Source organism: Absiella sp. AM09-50 (assembly GCF_003433845.1).
Lineage (GTDB): Bacteria > Bacillota_I > Bacilli_A > Erysipelotrichales > Erysipelotrichaceae > Hoskinsella > Hoskinsella hominis.
In genome coordinates, this window is record NZ_QVFI01000003.1 from 25,700 (window position 1) to 44,006 (window position 18,307).

The window sequence follows — 18,307 nt, forward strand, 5'->3', positions numbered from 1 at the left end:
TCAGCTCACCTCTTTCATTTGATAAATCATATCATCAATTAACAGCTGCAGATTAATGGATGTCCGAAGTAGTTTATCTCTTGTGTCCATTAACACCTGCATGATTGCGATATCATTGATATGTTTATCTATCATTCGCTTCATATGTTCTTGATACCATGGATCTGGTACCTGTTTATGCTTCATACAATCCTTAAAGAATAAAGACAGCATATCTAGAACGTATCCAAAAGATACTTTTCCATACTTTTTCTGTTTTGCAGGAAATCCTTCTACCTGTAAGAATAACAATGCACCATATGGATCTATCAGATATTGATCAATTACACCTTTAAATACATATAAAGCATGTTGATAATCTTCACTCTCATATGCTTCCATAATCGCATCTTTATTTCTTATCATATGACTTAATAAATATGCATCTAATTCCCCCATATCCTTTTTCACTGCTTCATAGCATTGTTCACTGCTTAAAGGAATGAATGGAATATTCTGGCATCGGGAGATGATGGTTGGAAGAACACGTTCCAATTGTTCGACTATCAAAACTGCAATCATATCGTTGCTTGGCTCCTCAAGAAATTTCAATAAGGAGTTTAATGCATCAGGTGTTGCATTTTCAGCATGATCCAGAATATAGATTTTTTTACCTTTTTCTTCCAGACCAGTTTTATTAAATGCTTCCTGCAGCTTGATAATATCATCCTTTTTAATTGATGTCGTTGTGCCATCTATATAAATCATATCTGCATATTCATTATGCAAAACTCTTTGACAGGTATCACAGGTTTCACAAGCAAATCCTTTTTCATCACAGACAAGACTTTGTGCTAGAAGGTAAGCTGTCTGTTTTTTAGGCGTACCACTTGGCCCAGAAAACATGTAGGCATGTGCCAGTTTATCATTTTCTAAAGCATTTTTTAATGTATGGTAAACAACTGGCTGCTGTTGTTCTAGCTGTTCTTTAAACATAAGGTGTTATGATCTCCAATAATGTGGTTATGGTTTGTGTCAGTACATCATCCATTTCTTTATTTGCATCTACTATATGCATACGATCGGCATATTTTTCTTTGATCGTCGCATATCCTTTCGCAACCATTTCATGAAATGCCATGCCTTCTGCATCTAAGCGATCCATATTTCCTCGATTTGCAACACGCGCCAAGCCTGTTTCTAAATCAACATCTAAAAAGATTGTGGCGTCTGGCATATGACCTTCAATCGCAAATTCATTGATTTGCATAACTTCATCTACACCAATCCCTCGAGCAATTCCCTGATAAACCAGTGAACTGTCCACAAATCGATCACATAGTACGATTTTCTTTTCATCAAGGGCAGGCAATACTTTTTCTACCAAATGCTGTCGTCTGCTTGCGGCATATAATAATGCCTCACAACGTGCATCCATTGCGGTATTCTTAGGATCAAGTATTACTTTGCGTATCTGTTCTGCGATATCAATTCCACCAGGTTCTCTTGTATATATCACAGGATAACCAGCTTCTTTTAATTTTTCGTATGCCATTTGGGAAATTGTTGTTTTCCCACTGCCATCATTTCCTTCAAATGTTATAAAAAGACCTTTTTGCATGTCTAACACTCCTAACTCACTTTTATATTATAGCATAAAACCACACTGATTTATGAAGTAGATTTTAAGAGATGAGTTTTTGTGATATTCTGATACAATCTAACGTATTTCTTCACTTTTATTCTAGTTTGTTTGATATTGAAGATGGTTTAGCGCGTTTTGAATATCATCCCAGCACTCCTGCATAGCTGCATCAGCATCTTTCACAAATTCATTTTCGCCATAGAAGGTCAGGTAACAATATTTTTCAAATCCACTAAGGCCATCAAATCCTTTTTTACGGATTTCTTTATCTAATTCCACCTTATCCATAGAAAATAATTCTATTTTTTCTTTTGTGCCGACTTTGTTTACTTTAACTGAAATACGATTATCGTTCATACCAGCTGGAGCATCTTCGACTGTTTTAATGATCTGTGTTTTTAGATGAATATCTTTAAATTCCTCTCTTTCCTCTAGTTGTTGTGATGATGTTAAAATTTCATTTACCGTTTGATAAAATACTTTTTGTTTTGGATCTGTGTCATTTTCTTCACTATACGCCTTTAGAAACTCAGCTTTTTCTTCATCATTCATCATCTCATATTGTCTTTTCATAACACTAAATGCTGCATAACGTTCAGCGGTTTCTTCATTTTGCTTATCTACTGGCATTTCCAATTTTACGAATGCTTCTGAATCATTTACGCCACAACTACGCCCTTTCATAAAATCTGAAATTTTTCTATTGACTTCATCTGTTCTCTTCACTGCCTCTACACTTTTTAAAACTAAATGCTCCAATTTTCTGATATCTGCATTTTTCTCAAGTTTATGCAACAGCTTCTCAAAGGATGTTAAATTATTATATCCTATTGCTTTTTCCTTTTTTACTAATTCCTCTGATGTAATTTGCATAATGGTTTCAATATCGCTCAAACTAAAGTTTTCATCATATGTTCTCACTTCGCCTTGTAAAGCACCTATTCCCGTTTTTTGTACACTTCCATTTATTATAGGGTATTCTTTAATATATCTGACACTATATAAACGATCATTTTTATATGTTTCTTTCAATTTTGCCTTTTCTTCTTCAAAAACACCTTCAAAGCGTTTGATTGCTTCCTCTTTTTCCTTTTGATCAACATATGCTTTCCCTTTAAAAATTAAATTACAACTACTTTTCACAAAAACATCTTTCACTGTCGTATTTTCAAACATGGTATCATTATTTGAAAACATACCACATTTACAAATGGTCAAGAATGTAGGTTGTGCCATCATTAAATTTACCTCATTTTTGCTTTTTTCAGTTTCATAGTCTGCGCCTATAACAACAATCTCCTTACCATCATATAGAATATCCGCATTTTCTTTTCTTTCCATTTTCATCTTCTTTGTTTTTTTCATACAAATCCTCATCTTTCTACACGGTCTGATACCGTATACTATCTATATACGTAATTTAGGTATGAAAATCCTAAAAAAGTTATCAAGGAATTCGTTTTTTGGAAATAGTAAGAAAAAATAGATGATTTTAATTGTTTTCTAACTGAATTTCCATTTTTATATAATTATCACAAAACAAAAAAATGGCATTTACTTTTGTAAACACCATTTCCAATGATTATTCCTGATTTTTGTTTTTTTCAATTACAGTTGGGTGATATCCATGAGGTATGCTGCTATTTGAAAAAGGTATTAAAAGAGAGTTTGTTTTTGGTGTCTTGAAAACAAGACTAATTTTGCATAGAAATCTTCCATAGCATATCTACTATCAATACTTGTGACTGCAGTGATTTCTTTATCTATTTCTGTGACATTTAATTCTTTATCTAATATAAAGGCATTTCTTTTGGCATAGGTTGCGCTATGTTTGTTAATTAAGACCGATATTGACGTTGTATCTCCCATATTCCAACTTTCGCCATTTGTCCAAGGACGATTAATGTTATAGTTAAAATCATTTAACTGATTGAATAGATATTCCCCAATCTCATGATATGGCTTTACTCTTAATTCTAATTCAGCTATTGATACCTGCATCATTGTATATGTTTCATAAGGTATATGCAAAATTTTAGAACATCTTTCCATTACAACATTTACAGCTTTATAGTCATTTCTGGCGTTAGCTTCATATCCTTTATCGTCAGATACATTTAATCTTCCACCAACCCATACAATTGAAATTTTATCTGCTATAGAAGGCTCATGTAATACAGCTACTGCAATATTTGTTAGAGCCCCCATACATGCAATATATAATTCACCTTCTGCTTTTTTAGCTTCTTCAATAATAAACTTTGAGCCTTCTGAAACTTCGTAATGTTCTAAAGAATCTAGAGCTTCTACATTACCTTTGTATACAGGAGTAGAAAAGTTCATTAAAGAAACCAGTTTTTTACACTCTTCATAGCTTTCTATCATACTTGTAAGAGTACGCCTTTTTGAGAACTGTGTTCCAATAATTCCCTTCACGTTTAATTTTGGACTTAGTAAAGCGTGGACAATTGCATATTGGTCATCAGCTTCATTTTTTGCATCGCTATCAATAATGATATTTATTTTTTTATCTTCTGGTACTTTAAAACTATACATCCTATTTCCCTGCACTTTCTAGTAATTGTTCTTGTTCATAAGTTTCTTTATCTAATCGTTTAAACCATGGATACCATAATAAAGGTCCAATTATAAATTGTAATATTAAATGTAATACGATAATTGAAACGCTTCCTTGAAATGCAGCGTATAACCCAATTGGCATACCAAATACTGGTGCAACACCACTGAAAACACTAACAATACCTAACTTAATGCAGATATAAGATATCAATAAACATATTGAGTTATTTGTAATTAGAGGAATTGCTAGTTTAAAATTTAATACTAAAGGTGTACCAAATACTACTGGTTCACCTATACCAAATAAAATAGGCACTAATCCAATTTTACCAACTTCACGATATTGTTTACTTTTTGCTCTTAACATTAATAACACTAGTCCTAAAGATGTTCCTCCCCAAGTAATAATACTAAAGAAAGCATAACCTGTGATATTCGGTAATGGGTTACCAGCAGCAAGTGCAGTTAAGTTTTCCGCATCCATTGCCATCCATAAAGCTTGAACAACTGGCATGGTAACATTCGTTCCATGGATGCCAAAGAACCATAATAATTGGCAAATTAATGATATAACAATCATTGCAGTAATATTTCCACCAATTCCTTGCAATGGTCCTTGAATAATGGAATAAATAAATTGATTCATACTTCCATAAGATGTTATACTAAACAACCAATTAATCATGATAAATAAAATTGCAATTAAAATAGTTGGAACTAATGATGCAAAGATATTTGATACCATCGGTGGTACACTTGCAGGCATCTTTATTGTTAAATTTCTGCGTTTAATCTCTAAGTATAATCTTGCTGATACTAAACCAACAATCATTGCAGAAAATACACCTTGAGCGCCTAACCAAGTTGCTGGAATCGCTGTAACACCATCTGTGGTTGTATCAAGCGGTGTAATAATTAAGAAGCATAATAACGAAATAATACTTGCAGATATACCATCTTCTTCAGGTTCTAATCTTTTTACTAATTGATATGCTATTAATACAACTACATATAGTGACATAGCACCAATCGTGATATTATTTATTTTTAGAAACATTGGTGAATAAGCAGCTAAGAATGATAAAGCAGACACTGTAGATGGAAGTACTGCTAATAATACAGCTATTGATCCAACAAATATAACACCTAGCGTACCCATCATAGCACTTGAAATAACTTGTAAATATGCACTACTACCTAAACGATCAAAAAATGGTTGGGATTTTTCAAAAAAACCTATTAATTTATTCTTCATTTTCATTTTCCTCTCTCACTATCATTTTTTATAACTTTCACTCACATTCTCGGCCTTGAAATATATATGGTTATTTGTTACAATTCATATTATAAAGGCCATTATTCCATTTAAAAATACTAAAAATTTATTAAGAGACTATCAAAATTTAATATTTCAAAGGAGATTATATGAATTATCAAGAATTGGAAGCATATTTGTACAGCAATCATACTGTTTCAACAGTAGATGAAAATACTGTTTTTCAACATTTCATTTTAAATCATGATATAGTTCCTTACAATAATGAATATCTAACTATTCTAGGTTCTGATAGAGATTTTCATGGAGTAAATCATATCATAAGTGTCCATGAAAGAAATTGTCCTAAGATACCAATGCATATTTATCATTATATAAAAATCAATTATGTATATCATGGTAACATCACTATTCAATTAGAGGATAAAAAAATTGCTTTAAATAAAGGCGATCTTATTATCATAGACAAACATGTTCCTCACGAAATTTTACCAACATCAATGGATGACATTTTAATAAATATCATTTTAAAAGTAGAATTCTTTTCGGAATCATTTATAAATAATCTTCCTGAAGAGTCCATTCTATCTAAATTCTTAAAACAATTATTAGGAAAAAAAGGTATTCATACCCATTATCTTATTTGTAATACTAAAAACAATCAATTGGTGCATCAATGTGTACAAAATATCCTATGTGAACATTTAGATACTCAAATATGCTCTAGTGAATTAATAGATAGATATATCTCAATTTTGATTACGCATCTGATAAGATGTTTTGGTTTTGACACCAACTATCATAGTCAAAAGAAAAACGAAGAATTACTACAGTCAATTTTGAATTACATAAAGAACAATTATGTACGAGGTAATTTAAATGATATGTGTAACCATCTAGGATATACGTCAGTTTATATATGCAATTTCATTAAACAACAAACAGGCGAAACTTTTAAAAAACTTGTCTTTGAAGAAAGACTAAAAAAGAGCACAATATTTTTATTGAATACTAATTATCCTGTTTATGAAATATCAGAACTTGTAGGATTTAACAACCTTACAAGCTTTTATAAGCAATTTCAAAAAAGATATCATTGTACCCCAAATGAATTTAGATCAAATATAGATGCTAGTTCGATCAAAAGTAATTAGATTTTTTACTATTAGCAGTCAACAACCTGTATACTCATTTTTAACTTCATTTATAATCATAAGCTATAGTCTATCATTTATAATATAAATAAAGAAAAATGGCATTCACTTTCATAAACACCATTTCCAATGATTATTTCTGATTTTTGATTTTTTCAATTACAGTGGGACGAATTTCTTGAGGTAGTTCTAACATATCCATTGCTTTTTCTATGCTCACATTTGTTGTTTTCATCAACTTTTTTACGTGTTCTACTGTCGCTTTGATTTCTCCTTGTTCTAATCCACGCTTCAATCCTTTGTTTTCGACATAATCACCATAACCACTCATCTCAAAAACCTCCTGTTCTAGATCCTCTGGTAATAGTATATCATAGTTTTCTATAAGTTGTCTTTTTATTTCTTCCGGTGGTAACTCTGATTCAAATAATATGCTCCATAATTTCATCGTGCTTTTATCACTTGTATCGTTGTAATCATAATGCTTCTTTGGATAGATCATTACCACTGTGATCAAGTCATAATACATCATGGGACTATGCCATTCTCTTCCCAAACATGTTTCATTCAGCGTATACTTATTAATAACACCATCCTTGTAATTTGGATGCCCAATACATATCCACATGGAATACACCTTTTTGATATTTCCATACTCTGATTTTTCAAAGCCTATTACACCATTCTTTTCACCCACCAATATCCGACATACATAATATACCGCACGACTCAATAATGGATATTCTGGATTACTATCATTTTGTGCTTCTATGTTGATCAGAAAACCCGCCTTTACGTTATCTGCTTCTCCTGGAAGCCTCGCAAAAAACAAAATATCATAATCCACCTCTGCGCCAACAATCGAATGATCCTCCAAATTTAATCCCAGAATTTCCTCGTTATCGATGATGTAATCAATATCGGGAATCGCTTCAATGTACATGACAATGTCATCAATCTCTAAATCTTTGTATTCCTCGGTATAATCCTTTAAAAATCTGGCGAGAATACATTTAAAACTCAATATTTTTTTACAATATTCATCTAATGCTTTTTTGGGATCCTTGTGATTGATCGTGTCCGCAAGCTTAAATCTTTTGCTCATAAAACATCTCCTTTCTAGTTAATGTTCCCTATTATACATGGTTTCTTTGATAAAATCAGGAAAGTGAAAAATAATTGTTTTTTATGATGAAATCTTAAAATAAATCATTGTTTTCTAAGAAATATTTTTACATATTTCCAAACTGCCAAGAAAAAAAGTCCCTTTAAAGGAACTTACTTTTTACATAAAAGAGCTTTCGCTTTTGTATACTTATTTCTAAAATACTCCATTGTCTTTTCATCTACATCCATACCACTAAACCGGCTCTGATCCATATTATGATCAATATCCGCAAGTTTTACTTTAATGGCAACATCATTTTCTAATATATGTTGTACATATTCCATATATGGAACATTTTTCTCATGGGTAAGATATCGTAAAGGTACAACTACACTTTCTGGAAATTCTTTCTCTAAATCTTCAAATGTGATATCCGTATCTTCTCCCACATCATGAAGTATCGCAACACATGTAGAAATTTCATCATCCATTTGTTCAGCTAAATGTATGGGATGTAAAATATAAGGCATTCCTGCTTTATCTACTTGCCCATTATGTGCCTGATACGCCAGCCTGATAGCTTTATTTGTCAGCTCTGTATAAATCATAAATCCCGCCTTCTTCCATATCTATAATAACATATTTAACATGAAAGGCATCGTGATAATAGAAAACAAAGTTGTTAAAAACACCCCTGCAGAAGCTGCTTTCACATCACCCTCATATTCTGTAGATAAAATTACAACCATAGAAGCTGAAGGCAAGGCTCCTGAAACAACAATTAGTGATTTTATAAAATCATCAAAAGGAAGCTTCCACACCAACAAATATAATATGATTGGTAATACGATTAATTTGATCGCAATTAAGATATAAAGTTTCTTTTCACTGATAATTTCTTTTACCGGCAAAAATGCAAGCGATGCGCCAATCACAATCATACTAATTGGTATTGTCGCATTTCCAAGCATGGATAAAAAATCCACAACTGGTACAGGCATATTTACATGTGTCATATAAATAATAATCGCCAACAAAGAACTGATTGTGCCCATTGACAAAATATTTCCTATCGATATCTTTTGATTTTCTTTCACAGAACCTTTTCCTATCAAGTAGACACCATAAGAAAATATCAATATATTAAAAGGCATATGCATTAATGAAAATACAAATACCGCAAAATCACCATACAATACCCTTAATATCGGATAACCGATAAACGCTGTATTAGAAAATACCATTAATAACTCATATACAGGTGCCTCATGTTCATCTGCTTTTAAGCATCGATTGACAAGCTTCGCTAATAATATCAAAAACAAATATAAAAGCACACCTGCCCCTAATGCCTGCCAAATGATATCATTACCATCATAATCTGATTTTACACACACAGAACTGACAATCAATGCCGGTGATAAAACATTTACAACCAAACCGGATATCTGCTTATTCGTTTCTTTACTGATTTGATGCTTTTTTACTAAAATATAACCAACTACAATAAACGCAAACAACTCCATCATAGTTGTCAGTAATACCTGAATATTTACCATTGTTCTCCCCTTTTCTATTGTTATTTATATCGAATGATATTTGTCTTATTCGCAACTGCTTTTGTTTCTTTTAAAATTTCTACTTCTTTGGTATTTCCATTACTCAAAATCACACACATCGTCACATCACTATATCCCAAAGCCGCAAGTGCTTCTTTATCATATGTAATCAATGTCTGTCCCTGTTTAACAGCCTCATCTTTTTTCACATGGGTATGAAAAATCGGTTCATGAAGGTTCACGGTATCAAGTCCAACGTGCAATAATATCTCCATACCATTTTCCATGGTAATTCCTACTGCATGTTGTGTCTGGTCAAAAACAGCGGTTACGATTCCATCACATGGTGCGTAAATGGTATCACTTTCTGGATAGATTGCCAACCCGTCACCCATCATTTTTTGTGAAAACACTTCATCTTTTACTTCTGATATAGGAATGATTGTCCCATCTGTGTATGCTGTAATATATGATTCTTTCTTTTTGAAAAACATCTTGTTTCTCCTCCTTATATTTATTTAATTTTATGCATTTTTTGTTTACTTCAAGTATAATATACTTATCATATAGAAAAGGGGTTTTTACATTGGTCATTTTACATCTTGATGATACTGTCATAAAAAGCTTAAGTAGTGGTGAATTATCCATATTACGCTACGTTTATGAAAACATGGATGATGTGTTACATATGAGTATTCAGGAGTTATCCAAACAAGTATCCTATTCTACCGCCACGATTTTACGTTTCTGTAAGAAGCTGGGTTTCTATGGATTTGCGGAATTTAAATATGCCTTACGTTCTGAAATGCAGAAGCCTCAAACCGTCATCACAAAACCTCAGGAGGCGCTTACTAATAAAATCATTATGGATAATTTATATACCGACATTGAAGGTACATCAAAATTAATTTCTAATGAACAATTAGAACGCTTCTTTCATTATCTGGATAGTGATGATCCGATTTATTTATGGGCACCTGGTGGGTTAACTTCCATATTGGTTGATTATCTGGAAAAGCTGTTGTTTGCGATTGGCCGCCAAAATGTATATAAAATCGAATCCAGTAAGATGGGAGAGCATATTGTCCGTGGTTTATCAAAACATCATATTCTGTTTGTGATCAGTACTACAGGTGATTTTGCGCCTACTTTACGCATGGCAAAACTTGCGAAAATGAATGATATTCCCATCATTTCCATTACCCCTTATACCAATAATGCCATTGCTAATATCGCTACATTAAACTTTCGATTTTTTACTAATCAACGTGAGAATAAAGGAGCAGAATATACATCCCGTCTGCCTGTATTTTATGTGATGGATATCATGATCAATAGTTATCTACATTATAAAGAACTGGAGGCTGGCATATGTTAGAAATTCTTGAAAAAGCACAAAGCTGTACCTTAACTGATATGGAAAAAGAAATATTAGCATTTTTTATTCAAGATCCCCGCCATGCAATTTATATGAATTTAGAAGAGATTAGCAATGCCTTATATACATCTAATGCGACCATTGTTCGTTTCTGTAAGAAAATCGGATTAAATGGGTTCCATGAGTTTAAATATGAAATCCGCAAGGAACTGGAGCAGCAACAAAACTGTTCCTTATCTTCTCAGGATTTAATGGATAATTCTTTAGCATGTTTTCGTGATAATTTAGATGCGATTGATTTACAACAATTAGAGGCAATCAGCGATTTGATCTGCAGTCATCGTTCTTTATATATTTATGGCGCAGGACTTAGCTCCATCCCTGCCAAATATCTACAAACCATTTTAACAACCTTAGACCGTCCCTGTATCTTGATTGAATGGCGGCATTTGTTGGAAGGTATTACTTATTCTATCAGTAAAGATGCGATTTTATTTCTGATTACTGCACACGGGGATGCGCCACGTTATCTACAGATATTTGAAACTGCCAAAAAGCGCGGTACCACGATTATCTTGATTACTTGTGATGAGGAAAGTCCTCTACCACCATATTGTGATTATACAATCATTACCAGTGATGAAAACAAGGTGTTTCATAGTATCGATATCAATCCTCGAATGGGTATCTTAACGGTGATCCAAATCTTAATTGAAATGGTCGCACAGCGAAGTGTTGATGAAAAGTAAGGCAGTGCAAATTTTGCACCGCCTTTTTAGTATTTTAGTACCTCTCTTACTGAAGCCGCAATCGCTTCTACTTTCGGACCATAGATCACATGGATATGTGTTTCACTTGGTTTCACGATTCCCATAGAACCTGTCTTTTTCAGTTTTGTTTCATCTACTAATGCCATATCCTTCACATCAACACGCAAACGTGAGATGCAGTTATTAACATTGATGATATTATCAAAGCCTCCCAAACCTTCGATAATTGTTGCGGCTAATTGTTTCTGTTTTTCATCTAAGGATACACCTTCTACTTCTGTTTCATCATCTTCCGCTACATCAATGGATAAGTTTTTCTTTGTGAAATACCATTTAAATGCATAGTAATAGATGATCGCAAATACTGGTCCGATTACTAAAACCCAATACCAGTTTGAACCTGGCTGGAATACACCCCAAATAAAGAAGTCAATCAAGCCACCACCGGTATTACCAATGATTACACCAAACGCTGACATCAACATGAAGGAAATACCACCCATAATCGCATGGAATAAGTATAATGCTGGTGCGATAAACATGAAGGCAAATTCTAATGGTTCTGTGATACCAGAAACTACACTGGCAGCGACACCGGCAATCATCAATGCTTTTACTTTGCCCTTCTTTTCTTTTGGACTCGTTTTATAAATTGCATAAGCAGCGGCAGGTAAACCAAACATCATGAATGGCATTTTTCCCTGACCTAAGAATTGTGTATATGGCTGTAATTCAGAAATATCTACCTTATCCACAAATTGTAAGAATATATTTAAACAACCTTCTACACCCTGATATACTCCACCAATGGATGTTGTACGAAAGATTCCATTCAATACATGATGTAAACCGGTAGGTATCAATAAACGTTCCAAGAATCCAAAGGAGAACACACCAAATAATCCAGAATCAGCGATAAAGCCACCTAAAGAATCAATAGCACTAGAAACTGGTTCCCAAACAATTGGTGCAATCAAACCTACAACTGTGACACTTAAGATAACTGCAATGGCCACAAAGCGTTTTCCACCATAGAAAGAAATCGCAACTGGAAATGTAATCTTGTGATATTTATTATGGATTGCGGCTGTCATAATACCTGTGATAATACCCGCAATCGCCCCCATATCAACTGTTTCTACCCCTAGAATCGCTGATATTTTCAAAGCACTAAAGTCCATAAATCCTGTATTGATCATACATGCTGAACTTACTAAGAATGTGTAATATCCAATAAATCCCGCAAAAGCCGCAACTTCTTTATCCTCTTTTGCTAGACCAAAGGATATAGATATCGCAAATAACACTGGAATCAGTGTAAATACAACACCAGATACCTTGTTAATGGTGGTAATGATAAATGCTACAACTGCCTGTGATAAAAATGGAGCTGCCTCTAAAACCTGTGGTTTCATTAACGCAGAACTCAATCCTAGAACAATACCGCACGCTGCTAATGCAGCGATTGGCATCATTAAACTACGTCCCAGGGCTGAGAAAAAATCCATGATTTTGTTTTTCCTCATAAAATTATTCCTTTCTCTCTTTCGTCGATATAATTATTTTAATTCTGGCCACATGCCTTTATTTGCTTCAATTAATGCATCTAATACTTTACGTGCTTTCTTCGCATCGTTTACCAGACGACTTAATGTGAATGCCTCTAATGCTTTCTGATATGAATTTTCAAAGTATGCATCTACAATTAGTTTTTCTACAGATACCTGATTTACCAATAATCCTAAGTAGAACTGTGGAATGTTACCAACACGCATTGGTCTAGGTCCATTTGCGCCTAATTCACATACAACTTCTACCATGGCATCATCCTGCATATTGGCGATAGCACCATTGTTTTCGATAATCAAGATATGACGATTATTCTTATTATAAGCAATTGCTTCCGCAACTTTAATCATCATCTCCGCATGTGCATCGGAAATATTATCAAAGCCATCACCTAATGATCCTTTTTTGATAACTTCTGCACATTCTGCAAATACACGTTTTTCTCTACCAGCCATAACTTCATCCGCACGTGTAAATTCTGGATTCAAATGACTTGCTTTATATTCAGGATATAAGTAATACTGATCGTATGTATTTGGTAAATAATCTGGGAAGTCAGCCATAATTGTCTGTACCATACCATATGTATCTAACCATGAAGCATCACGCTGTTCTGCATCCTGTGGCAAGAAGCCATTTTCTTTAATCATCTCTTTGATTTTTGGCAATAAATCTTCACCTGTTGTCTTATCATAAATGTGTGTAAACCATCCATAGTGATTTAATCCAAAATATACAGGATCCAGGTTTTCCCAATCACATCCAAGTAAACGTGAGCATGAACGAACCACATTTTCCGGCTGATCACAGATGTTTAAAATTTTCTTATCATCTGGGAACTCTCTGCGTAATGCTTCCGCTACGATTGCGGCTGGATTAGAATAGTTTAAGATCCATGCTTCAGGCGCATATGTTCTGATATCATGAATGGCTTTAATCATATCTACACAAGAACGAAGTCCATATGCCATACCACCGGCACCACATGTTTCCTGTCCAATCAATCCCATGCTTAATGGAATGTGTTCATCTTTAGCACGCATTGGAAGTCCACCAGCACGCATCTGCATAAACACGAAATCCATACCTTCATAAGCTTCTTTGATATCTGTTGTATAAGCGAAATCTAATTCAGGAAATCTTTCTTTAAACAGGATTTCACCGAATTTACCAATTGGTTCCTGACGGTCTTTATCAATATCGAACAATACCAGTTTGTTTAATGGGAATTCTTCTTTCATACGAACGAATGATTTTAAGAATCCTAATGTGAATGTACTTCCTCCACCAACGATACATACATTAAATTTTTTCATATTACAATCTCTCCTATTTTCTTTTTTTTCTAACTCAGAACGGCCCTTCTTTGAGTACGCTATTACTATATCTTACTTTTAAATTGGTGTAAATAATTTACCAGTTTATAGATTGCAATCCCTTTCATTGATATTTATTACTAAGATAGTAATAATTTTCACACACATATATACGTGGTTTGTATTTAATTTTCTTAAACTAAAACATTGTTTTTTTTCATAAAGCCTGTATATTTTTCTAGTTTCCTGCATATATTAGTGATAGGGAAAATTTCATTCCCTTTCATATATAGGAGAGAACAGATGAATAGTCTGTTCTTTCTTTTGTCATAAATTTATAATTTTTATCCAAATACAAATCTGTGACTAGCGATAGAATCTTAAATTTCTTATAAATTTTTTTCATTTCGCATACTGATTCAAATAGAGGCTATAATATATATCAATATATATAAAGAAAAGGAGTTATCACATGATGGAAAATAAGCATGATGGCAGGCAAGTTATTTTATATATCGCAATGAGTTTAGATGGCTATATCGCTGATAAAAATGGCGGCGTTCACTGGCTAATGGGAGATGGTAGTGATCCTGAAAATAAAGGAAGTTATCCTGAATTTTATGAAACGATTGATACTGTAATATTAGGATATAAAACATATGATCAAGTCGCAAATGAGTTATTTCCAAATCATTGGATTTATGATGATAGAAAAAGTTATGTATTCACACATCATCAACTGCCAAATACAAAATCAATAACTTTCACTCATGAAGAACCTGTAGGCTTAATAGAAAAATTGAAAAAAGAAGAAGGTAAAGATATTTGGATATGTGGTGGCTCATCCATTGTAAATCAATTACTAAAATCAGATATGATAGATACTTTTTGTTTCTCTATTATCCCCACAATACTAGGAGAAGGCATTTCGTTATTTCATCATCATGAAATGGAAAAGAAATTGAAACTGGTTTCTACACGAACATATGATGGCATTGTGGATTTAGTTTATAAACGTCGATTATAAACATCGATAAGGACATTCCTTCTGATTTGCGATATAATAGTAGAAAATAGGAGGAAATCTATATGTTAGAATTCAGATATGATACACAACTTTTGATTGAAGGAAATCATCTTAATGAAGATGATATCAATGAATATTTTAGAAATAATTTTAAAGGTGATTGCTTATTAGCTGTTGGTGATGAAGATTTAATCAAAATTCATTTCCACACAAATGAGCCTTGGGATGTTTTAAAATATTGTGCAACATTAGGTGAAATTTATGATATTGTGGTTGAAGATATGGACAGGCAATCAAGAGGTTTAAAAGGGTAGTCTTAACTAAGGATTTGTTTATTATGGATAAATCCTTTTTTATACAATGCGCTATGTTAATATAGTATCAATGAGAGTAAGGTGTATATAATGAAAATAGAAGAAATAAAAAATGCATTAAAAAGAAAAGCAATTGTCTTTCGTACTGGTGGTTTTCGACCAACCAATGAAATATCTGAAAGTTGGATTGGAAAAGTAGGATGGAAATTAAAGAATGAAGAAGTACCAAAGGATGATGATCACCAAGAAATGTTACCAGTTGCGACAGTCTTTTTACCTGATTCACCTGTTTGTCCAAAAGAGCTTTCTGGAATAAAATTAATCACAATTTTTGTGTCAAATAATCTATATAAACATCTAAATGGAGATGATTTAAGCCGCTGGTTTGTGATAAGAACATATCGTTCTTTGGATGATTTAGTGCCTTGTTGCTACACATCAAAAGCAATAAAGCCTTTTCCTTTATCCACAGAACTTGTGGAAAATGATTTTCCTACATGGGATAATGGTGGTATTCCTGATGATATAGATCAAGAAATTTGCACTTTAGAAGAACAAGGTAATCTTGATTACTTTGAAGATATTTATAAAAAAAATTATCGTCTTCATAAAATAGGTGGTTATCCTTCCTTCTGTCAAAGTGGTGTATGGTATGGGGATGATTATCCATTTGTTTTACAAATATCCTCAGATTTTAAAGCTAATTTCAACATTATAGATAGTGGTAATTTTTACTTTTACTACAATGCTTTAAAACAAGATTGGAAAGTCTATTGTGACTTTTACTAAGGAGAAAATATGAAAACAATATTGATTAAACCTCATCATTTTATGGATATCATTAAACTTTATGGTACAGGCATACATAACTTTGTACCTGATGAAAAAATGGGACATGATTTTTACAAAGTCGCAAATATGATCATTCATAATCCTGATGTGCCTTTACGACTTACCATTCATGGAGATGATATATGTAAACCTTGTAAGAAATACAATAATATATGTACAGATGCTTTACATCATATTCCTGGTTTTACAAGTAAAGATATTTACAATCAAACGCTGGACACAAGAATAATTTCACTGTATTCATTATCTAAAGAAACATATACCGCAAAAGAGTTATGCGATATCTTGTTAGAAACGAACCAAAACATATATGAAGTATGGAAAGAGGAAGATACACAGGTCACTAAATAACGATTCAATTATTTTACCATAGGTGCAGGACAATATTTAGCAAAATAAAAGAGGAGTCTACGCATAGAATCTCCTCACAATTTAGCACTTACACCGCTAAATTCCTCGTGAACTTTATCATACATATAAGCGAGAAAACAGCGACAATGATTTCTGTGATTGGCATGGTGAACCATATGAAATCTGCTTGTATGATTGGTAATAGATATATCAAAACACCACTAATCACAAGACCTCTAGCAACTGATACAATAAAGGATGCTTTTGGTTTTAATAACGCCTGGAAATAGTATGTAGAGAAGATATTAAATGGTAATAATAGAAAAGATAAACCATAACATCTGATAATCGCAGGTGCTATTTCTAATATTTCTTTTGTAGGTGTCATAAATATTCCTACAAACATATTCGGTATTGCAAGTGATAAAACTGTCCAAAAAATACTGAAAAACACAACCGTATATAATGCATACTTTAAAGTTTCTTTGATACGCTTTCCTTGTCTAGCACCAAAGTTAATAGAGATAATCGGTTGAGATGCCTGTCCTACGCTATATGCACAACATTGTACAAATGTGCTTACATTTACGATAATCCCATAAACAGACAAAGCCTCAACGCCAAGATATTTCATAATCTGACGATTAAAGAGTATCGTTAATATTCCCATTGCGACATCAATGAAGAAGGTTGGAAAACCTGTAATACAAATTCTTTTCATTTTATGTACGATATTATAAGTTCTCACTAATGTTAGACTATTTTGTTTCGTAAAGAAATGCGTGATCATAATGACACATGAAATTACAGAACCCATTGCCGTTGCTAATCCTGCGCCAAAAATGCCCATGTCAAAGACGAATACAAAAACGTAATCGCCAATGATATTAAATACGCCACCTGCTAAAACTCCAATTGTCGCAAGTGTTGGATTTGAATCATTTCTTAGAAATGCCGCAAGCATTTGTGTAAATAAGAAACATGGTAATACAAATTTGATTGGTATAATGTAAGTTTTCGCAAGTTCTAACAAAATTGCTTTTGCGCCAAAAAAGATAAACATTTCTTCATCAAAAAACACAATGAAAATCCATACAATTAAGGATAGTATAACAGAACCAATAAAGGCTGTAGTAAAGTATTCATTTTCATTTTTTGATGTTCTATCTGACTTTCCTTTTAAGGTACTAAAAATAATAGAGCCACCAATTCCCATTAACAAACCCAAACTGAAAATAATATTCCAAATAGGTGCTACAACTGCCAATGCCGCAGTACCATCCGGTCCTTGATATTGTCCCACCATCGCCATATCAACAATGGAATAAATGGAAGTAATCAATGCACTTCCAAAGGCTGTTGCCAGATATTTTAGATACAGCGGTTTAATTTTACCATTCAAAAAATCCATTTTCTAAGTCCTCCTTCA

The 18,307-nt window shown here is 33.0% G+C and carries 19 protein-coding genes; 7 read left to right on the top strand and 12 right to left on the bottom strand.

Annotated features, from left to right (window positions below; translation table 11 throughout):
• The 5 genes from DW114_RS03925 to DW114_RS03945 all read right to left on the bottom strand — a co-directional run bounded on the left by DW114_RS03925 (position 1) and on the right by DW114_RS03945 (position 5,459).
• Positions 1–975, bottom strand: a complete 975-nt coding sequence (locus DW114_RS03925) for a DNA polymerase III subunit delta (protein WP_117452496.1) — start codon at positions 973–975, stop codon at positions 1–3.
• Entirely contained in the window at positions 968–1,600 is a 633-nt protein-coding gene (gene tmk / locus DW114_RS03930) for a dTMP kinase (protein WP_117452497.1), read from the bottom strand. Before tmk ends, DW114_RS03925 begins: the two co-directional genes overlap by 8 nt.
• 123 nt (positions 1,601–1,723) lie before the next feature.
• Complete coding sequence (locus DW114_RS03935) at positions 1,724–2,989, bottom strand: hypothetical protein (protein WP_117452498.1); 1,266 nt, start codon at positions 2,987–2,989, stop codon at positions 1,724–1,726.
• A 291-nt stretch (positions 2,990–3,280) separates the two neighbouring features.
• The gene (locus DW114_RS03940) at positions 3,281–4,180 is read right to left on the bottom strand and encodes a nucleoside hydrolase (protein WP_117452499.1); all 900 of its coding nucleotides are present in this window, start codon (positions 4,178–4,180) and stop codon (positions 3,281–3,283) included.
• A 1-nt stretch (position 4,181) separates the two neighbouring features.
• A complete protein-coding gene (locus tag DW114_RS03945; protein WP_117452500.1) occupies positions 4,182–5,459 on the bottom strand; it encodes a PTS sugar transporter subunit IIC in 1,278 nt (425 codons plus the stop codon).
• A 170-nt stretch (positions 5,460–5,629) separates the two neighbouring features.
• Between DW114_RS03945 and DW114_RS03950 the strand changes: the two genes are divergently transcribed.
• Positions 5,630–6,634, top strand: a complete 1,005-nt coding sequence (locus DW114_RS03950) for an AraC family transcriptional regulator (RefSeq protein WP_117452501.1) — start codon at positions 5,630–5,632, stop codon at positions 6,632–6,634.
• 133 nt (positions 6,635–6,767) lie between these two features.
• Here the strand turns inward: DW114_RS03950 and DW114_RS03955 are convergent, their stop codons facing one another.
• The 4 genes from DW114_RS03955 to DW114_RS03970 all read right to left on the bottom strand — a co-directional run bounded on the left by DW114_RS03955 (position 6,768) and on the right by DW114_RS03970 (position 9,795).
• The gene (locus DW114_RS03955; protein ID WP_117452502.1) at positions 6,768–7,739 is read right to left on the bottom strand and encodes a hypothetical protein; all 972 of its coding nucleotides are present in this window, start codon (positions 7,737–7,739) and stop codon (positions 6,768–6,770) included.
• A 173-nt stretch (positions 7,740–7,912) separates the two neighbouring features.
• The gene (locus DW114_RS03960; protein WP_117452503.1) at positions 7,913–8,350 is read right to left on the bottom strand and encodes an HD domain-containing protein; all 438 of its coding nucleotides are present in this window, start codon (positions 8,348–8,350) and stop codon (positions 7,913–7,915) included.
• A 21-nt stretch (positions 8,351–8,371) separates the two neighbouring features.
• Complete coding sequence (locus DW114_RS03965) at positions 8,372–9,301, bottom strand: AEC family transporter (protein ID WP_117452504.1); 930 nt, start codon at positions 9,299–9,301, stop codon at positions 8,372–8,374.
• Positions 9,302–9,321: 20 nt separating this feature from the next.
• Positions 9,322–9,795 carry a PTS sugar transporter subunit IIA gene (locus DW114_RS03970; RefSeq protein WP_117452505.1) on the bottom strand — a complete coding sequence of 158 codons (474 nt, stop codon included), beginning with the start codon at positions 9,793–9,795 and terminating at the stop codon, positions 9,322–9,324.
• A gap of 92 nt (positions 9,796–9,887) precedes the next feature.
• Here DW114_RS03970 and DW114_RS03975 point away from each other — a divergent pair, with 92 nt between their 5' ends.
• Positions 9,888–10,679 carry a MurR/RpiR family transcriptional regulator gene (locus DW114_RS03975; RefSeq protein ID WP_117452506.1) on the top strand — a complete coding sequence of 264 codons (792 nt, stop codon included), beginning with the start codon at positions 9,888–9,890 and terminating at the stop codon, positions 10,677–10,679.
• Positions 10,673–11,428, top strand: a complete 756-nt coding sequence (locus DW114_RS03980) for a MurR/RpiR family transcriptional regulator (protein ID WP_117452507.1) — start codon at positions 10,673–10,675, stop codon at positions 11,426–11,428. Before DW114_RS03975 ends, DW114_RS03980 begins: the two co-directional genes overlap by 7 nt.
• A 26-nt stretch (positions 11,429–11,454) precedes the next feature.
• On the opposite strand, the gene DW114_RS03985 is transcribed toward DW114_RS03980, so the two are convergent.
• Together DW114_RS03985 and DW114_RS03990 are read right to left on the bottom strand one after the other, a co-directional pair.
• A complete protein-coding gene (locus DW114_RS03985; protein WP_117452508.1) occupies positions 11,455–12,975 on the bottom strand; it encodes a PTS transporter subunit EIIC in 1,521 nt (506 codons plus the stop codon).
• 33 nt (positions 12,976–13,008) lie between these two features.
• Positions 13,009–14,334: a 6-phospho-alpha-glucosidase gene (locus DW114_RS03990; RefSeq protein WP_117452509.1), complete on the bottom strand. Its 1,326-nt coding sequence runs from the start codon at positions 14,332–14,334 to the stop codon at positions 13,009–13,011.
• 475 nt (positions 14,335–14,809) lie between these two features.
• Here DW114_RS03990 and DW114_RS03995 point away from each other — a divergent pair, with 475 nt between their 5' ends.
• From DW114_RS03995 to DW114_RS21590, 4 genes are all read left to right on the top strand, one after another.
• On the top strand, positions 14,810–15,361 hold the full coding sequence (locus tag DW114_RS03995; protein ID WP_117452691.1) for a dihydrofolate reductase family protein: 552 nt from the start codon (positions 14,810–14,812) through the stop codon (positions 15,359–15,361).
• 62 nt (positions 15,362–15,423) lie between these two features.
• Positions 15,424–15,675: a kinase to dihydroxyacetone kinase gene (locus DW114_RS04000; RefSeq protein WP_117452510.1), complete on the top strand. Its 252-nt coding sequence runs from the start codon at positions 15,424–15,426 to the stop codon at positions 15,673–15,675.
• Between the two features lie 90 nt (positions 15,676–15,765).
• Positions 15,766–16,464: a DUF1963 domain-containing protein gene (locus DW114_RS04005; protein ID WP_117452511.1), complete on the top strand. Its 699-nt coding sequence runs from the start codon at positions 15,766–15,768 to the stop codon at positions 16,462–16,464.
• Between the two features lie 9 nt (positions 16,465–16,473).
• Positions 16,474–16,878, top strand: a complete 405-nt coding sequence (locus DW114_RS21590; protein WP_233511345.1) for a DUF1284 domain-containing protein — start codon at positions 16,474–16,476, stop codon at positions 16,876–16,878.
• Between the two features lie 88 nt (positions 16,879–16,966).
• On the opposite strand, the gene DW114_RS04015 is transcribed toward DW114_RS21590, so the two are convergent.
• Positions 16,967–18,289, bottom strand: a complete 1,323-nt coding sequence (locus tag DW114_RS04015) for an MATE family efflux transporter (RefSeq protein ID WP_117452512.1) — start codon at positions 18,287–18,289, stop codon at positions 16,967–16,969.
• Positions 18,290–18,307: the final 18 nt, after the last annotated feature.

Coding starts and splice junctions, on each gene's coding strand:
- DW114_RS03925 (WP_117452496.1), bottom strand. CDS start 975: ATGTTTAAAGAACAGCTAGAACAACAGCAGCCAGTTGTTTACCATACA.
- tmk (WP_117452497.1), bottom strand. CDS start 1,600: ATGCAAAAAGGTCTTTTTATAACATTTGAAGGAAATGATGGCAGTGGG.
- DW114_RS03935 (WP_117452498.1), bottom strand. CDS start 2,989: ATGAAAAAAACAAAGAAGATGAAAATGGAAAGAAAAGAAAATGCGGAT.
- DW114_RS03940 (WP_117452499.1), bottom strand. CDS start 4,180: ATGTATAGTTTTAAAGTACCAGAAGATAAAAAAATAAATATCATTATT.
- DW114_RS03945 (WP_117452500.1), bottom strand. CDS start 5,459: ATGAAGAATAAATTAATAGGTTTTTTTGAAAAATCCCAACCATTTTTT.
- DW114_RS03950 (WP_117452501.1), top strand. CDS start 5,630: ATGAATTATCAAGAATTGGAAGCATATTTGTACAGCAATCATACTGTT.
- DW114_RS03955 (WP_117452502.1), bottom strand. CDS start 7,739: ATGAGCAAAAGATTTAAGCTTGCGGACACGATCAATCACAAGGATCCC.
- DW114_RS03960 (WP_117452503.1), bottom strand. CDS start 8,350: ATGATTTATACAGAGCTGACAAATAAAGCTATCAGGCTGGCGTATCAG.
- DW114_RS03965 (WP_117452504.1), bottom strand. CDS start 9,301: ATGGTAAATATTCAGGTATTACTGACAACTATGATGGAGTTGTTTGCG.
- DW114_RS03970 (WP_117452505.1), bottom strand. CDS start 9,795: ATGTTTTTCAAAAAGAAAGAATCATATATTACAGCATACACAGATGGG.
- DW114_RS03980 (WP_117452507.1), top strand. CDS start 10,673: ATGTTAGAAATTCTTGAAAAAGCACAAAGCTGTACCTTAACTGATATG.
- DW114_RS03985 (WP_117452508.1), bottom strand. CDS start 12,975: ATGAGGAAAAACAAAATCATGGATTTTTTCTCAGCCCTGGGACGTAGT.
- DW114_RS03990 (WP_117452509.1), bottom strand. CDS start 14,334: ATGAAAAAATTTAATGTATGTATCGTTGGTGGAGGAAGTACATTCACA.
- DW114_RS03995 (WP_117452691.1), top strand. CDS start 14,810: ATGGAAAATAAGCATGATGGCAGGCAAGTTATTTTATATATCGCAATG.
- DW114_RS04000 (WP_117452510.1), top strand. CDS start 15,424: ATGTTAGAATTCAGATATGATACACAACTTTTGATTGAAGGAAATCAT.
- DW114_RS04005 (WP_117452511.1), top strand. CDS start 15,766: ATGAAAATAGAAGAAATAAAAAATGCATTAAAAAGAAAAGCAATTGTC.
- DW114_RS21590 (WP_233511345.1), top strand. CDS start 16,474: ATGAAAACAATATTGATTAAACCTCATCATTTTATGGATATCATTAAA.
- DW114_RS04015 (WP_117452512.1), bottom strand. CDS start 18,289: ATGGATTTTTTGAATGGTAAAATTAAACCGCTGTATCTAAAATATCTG.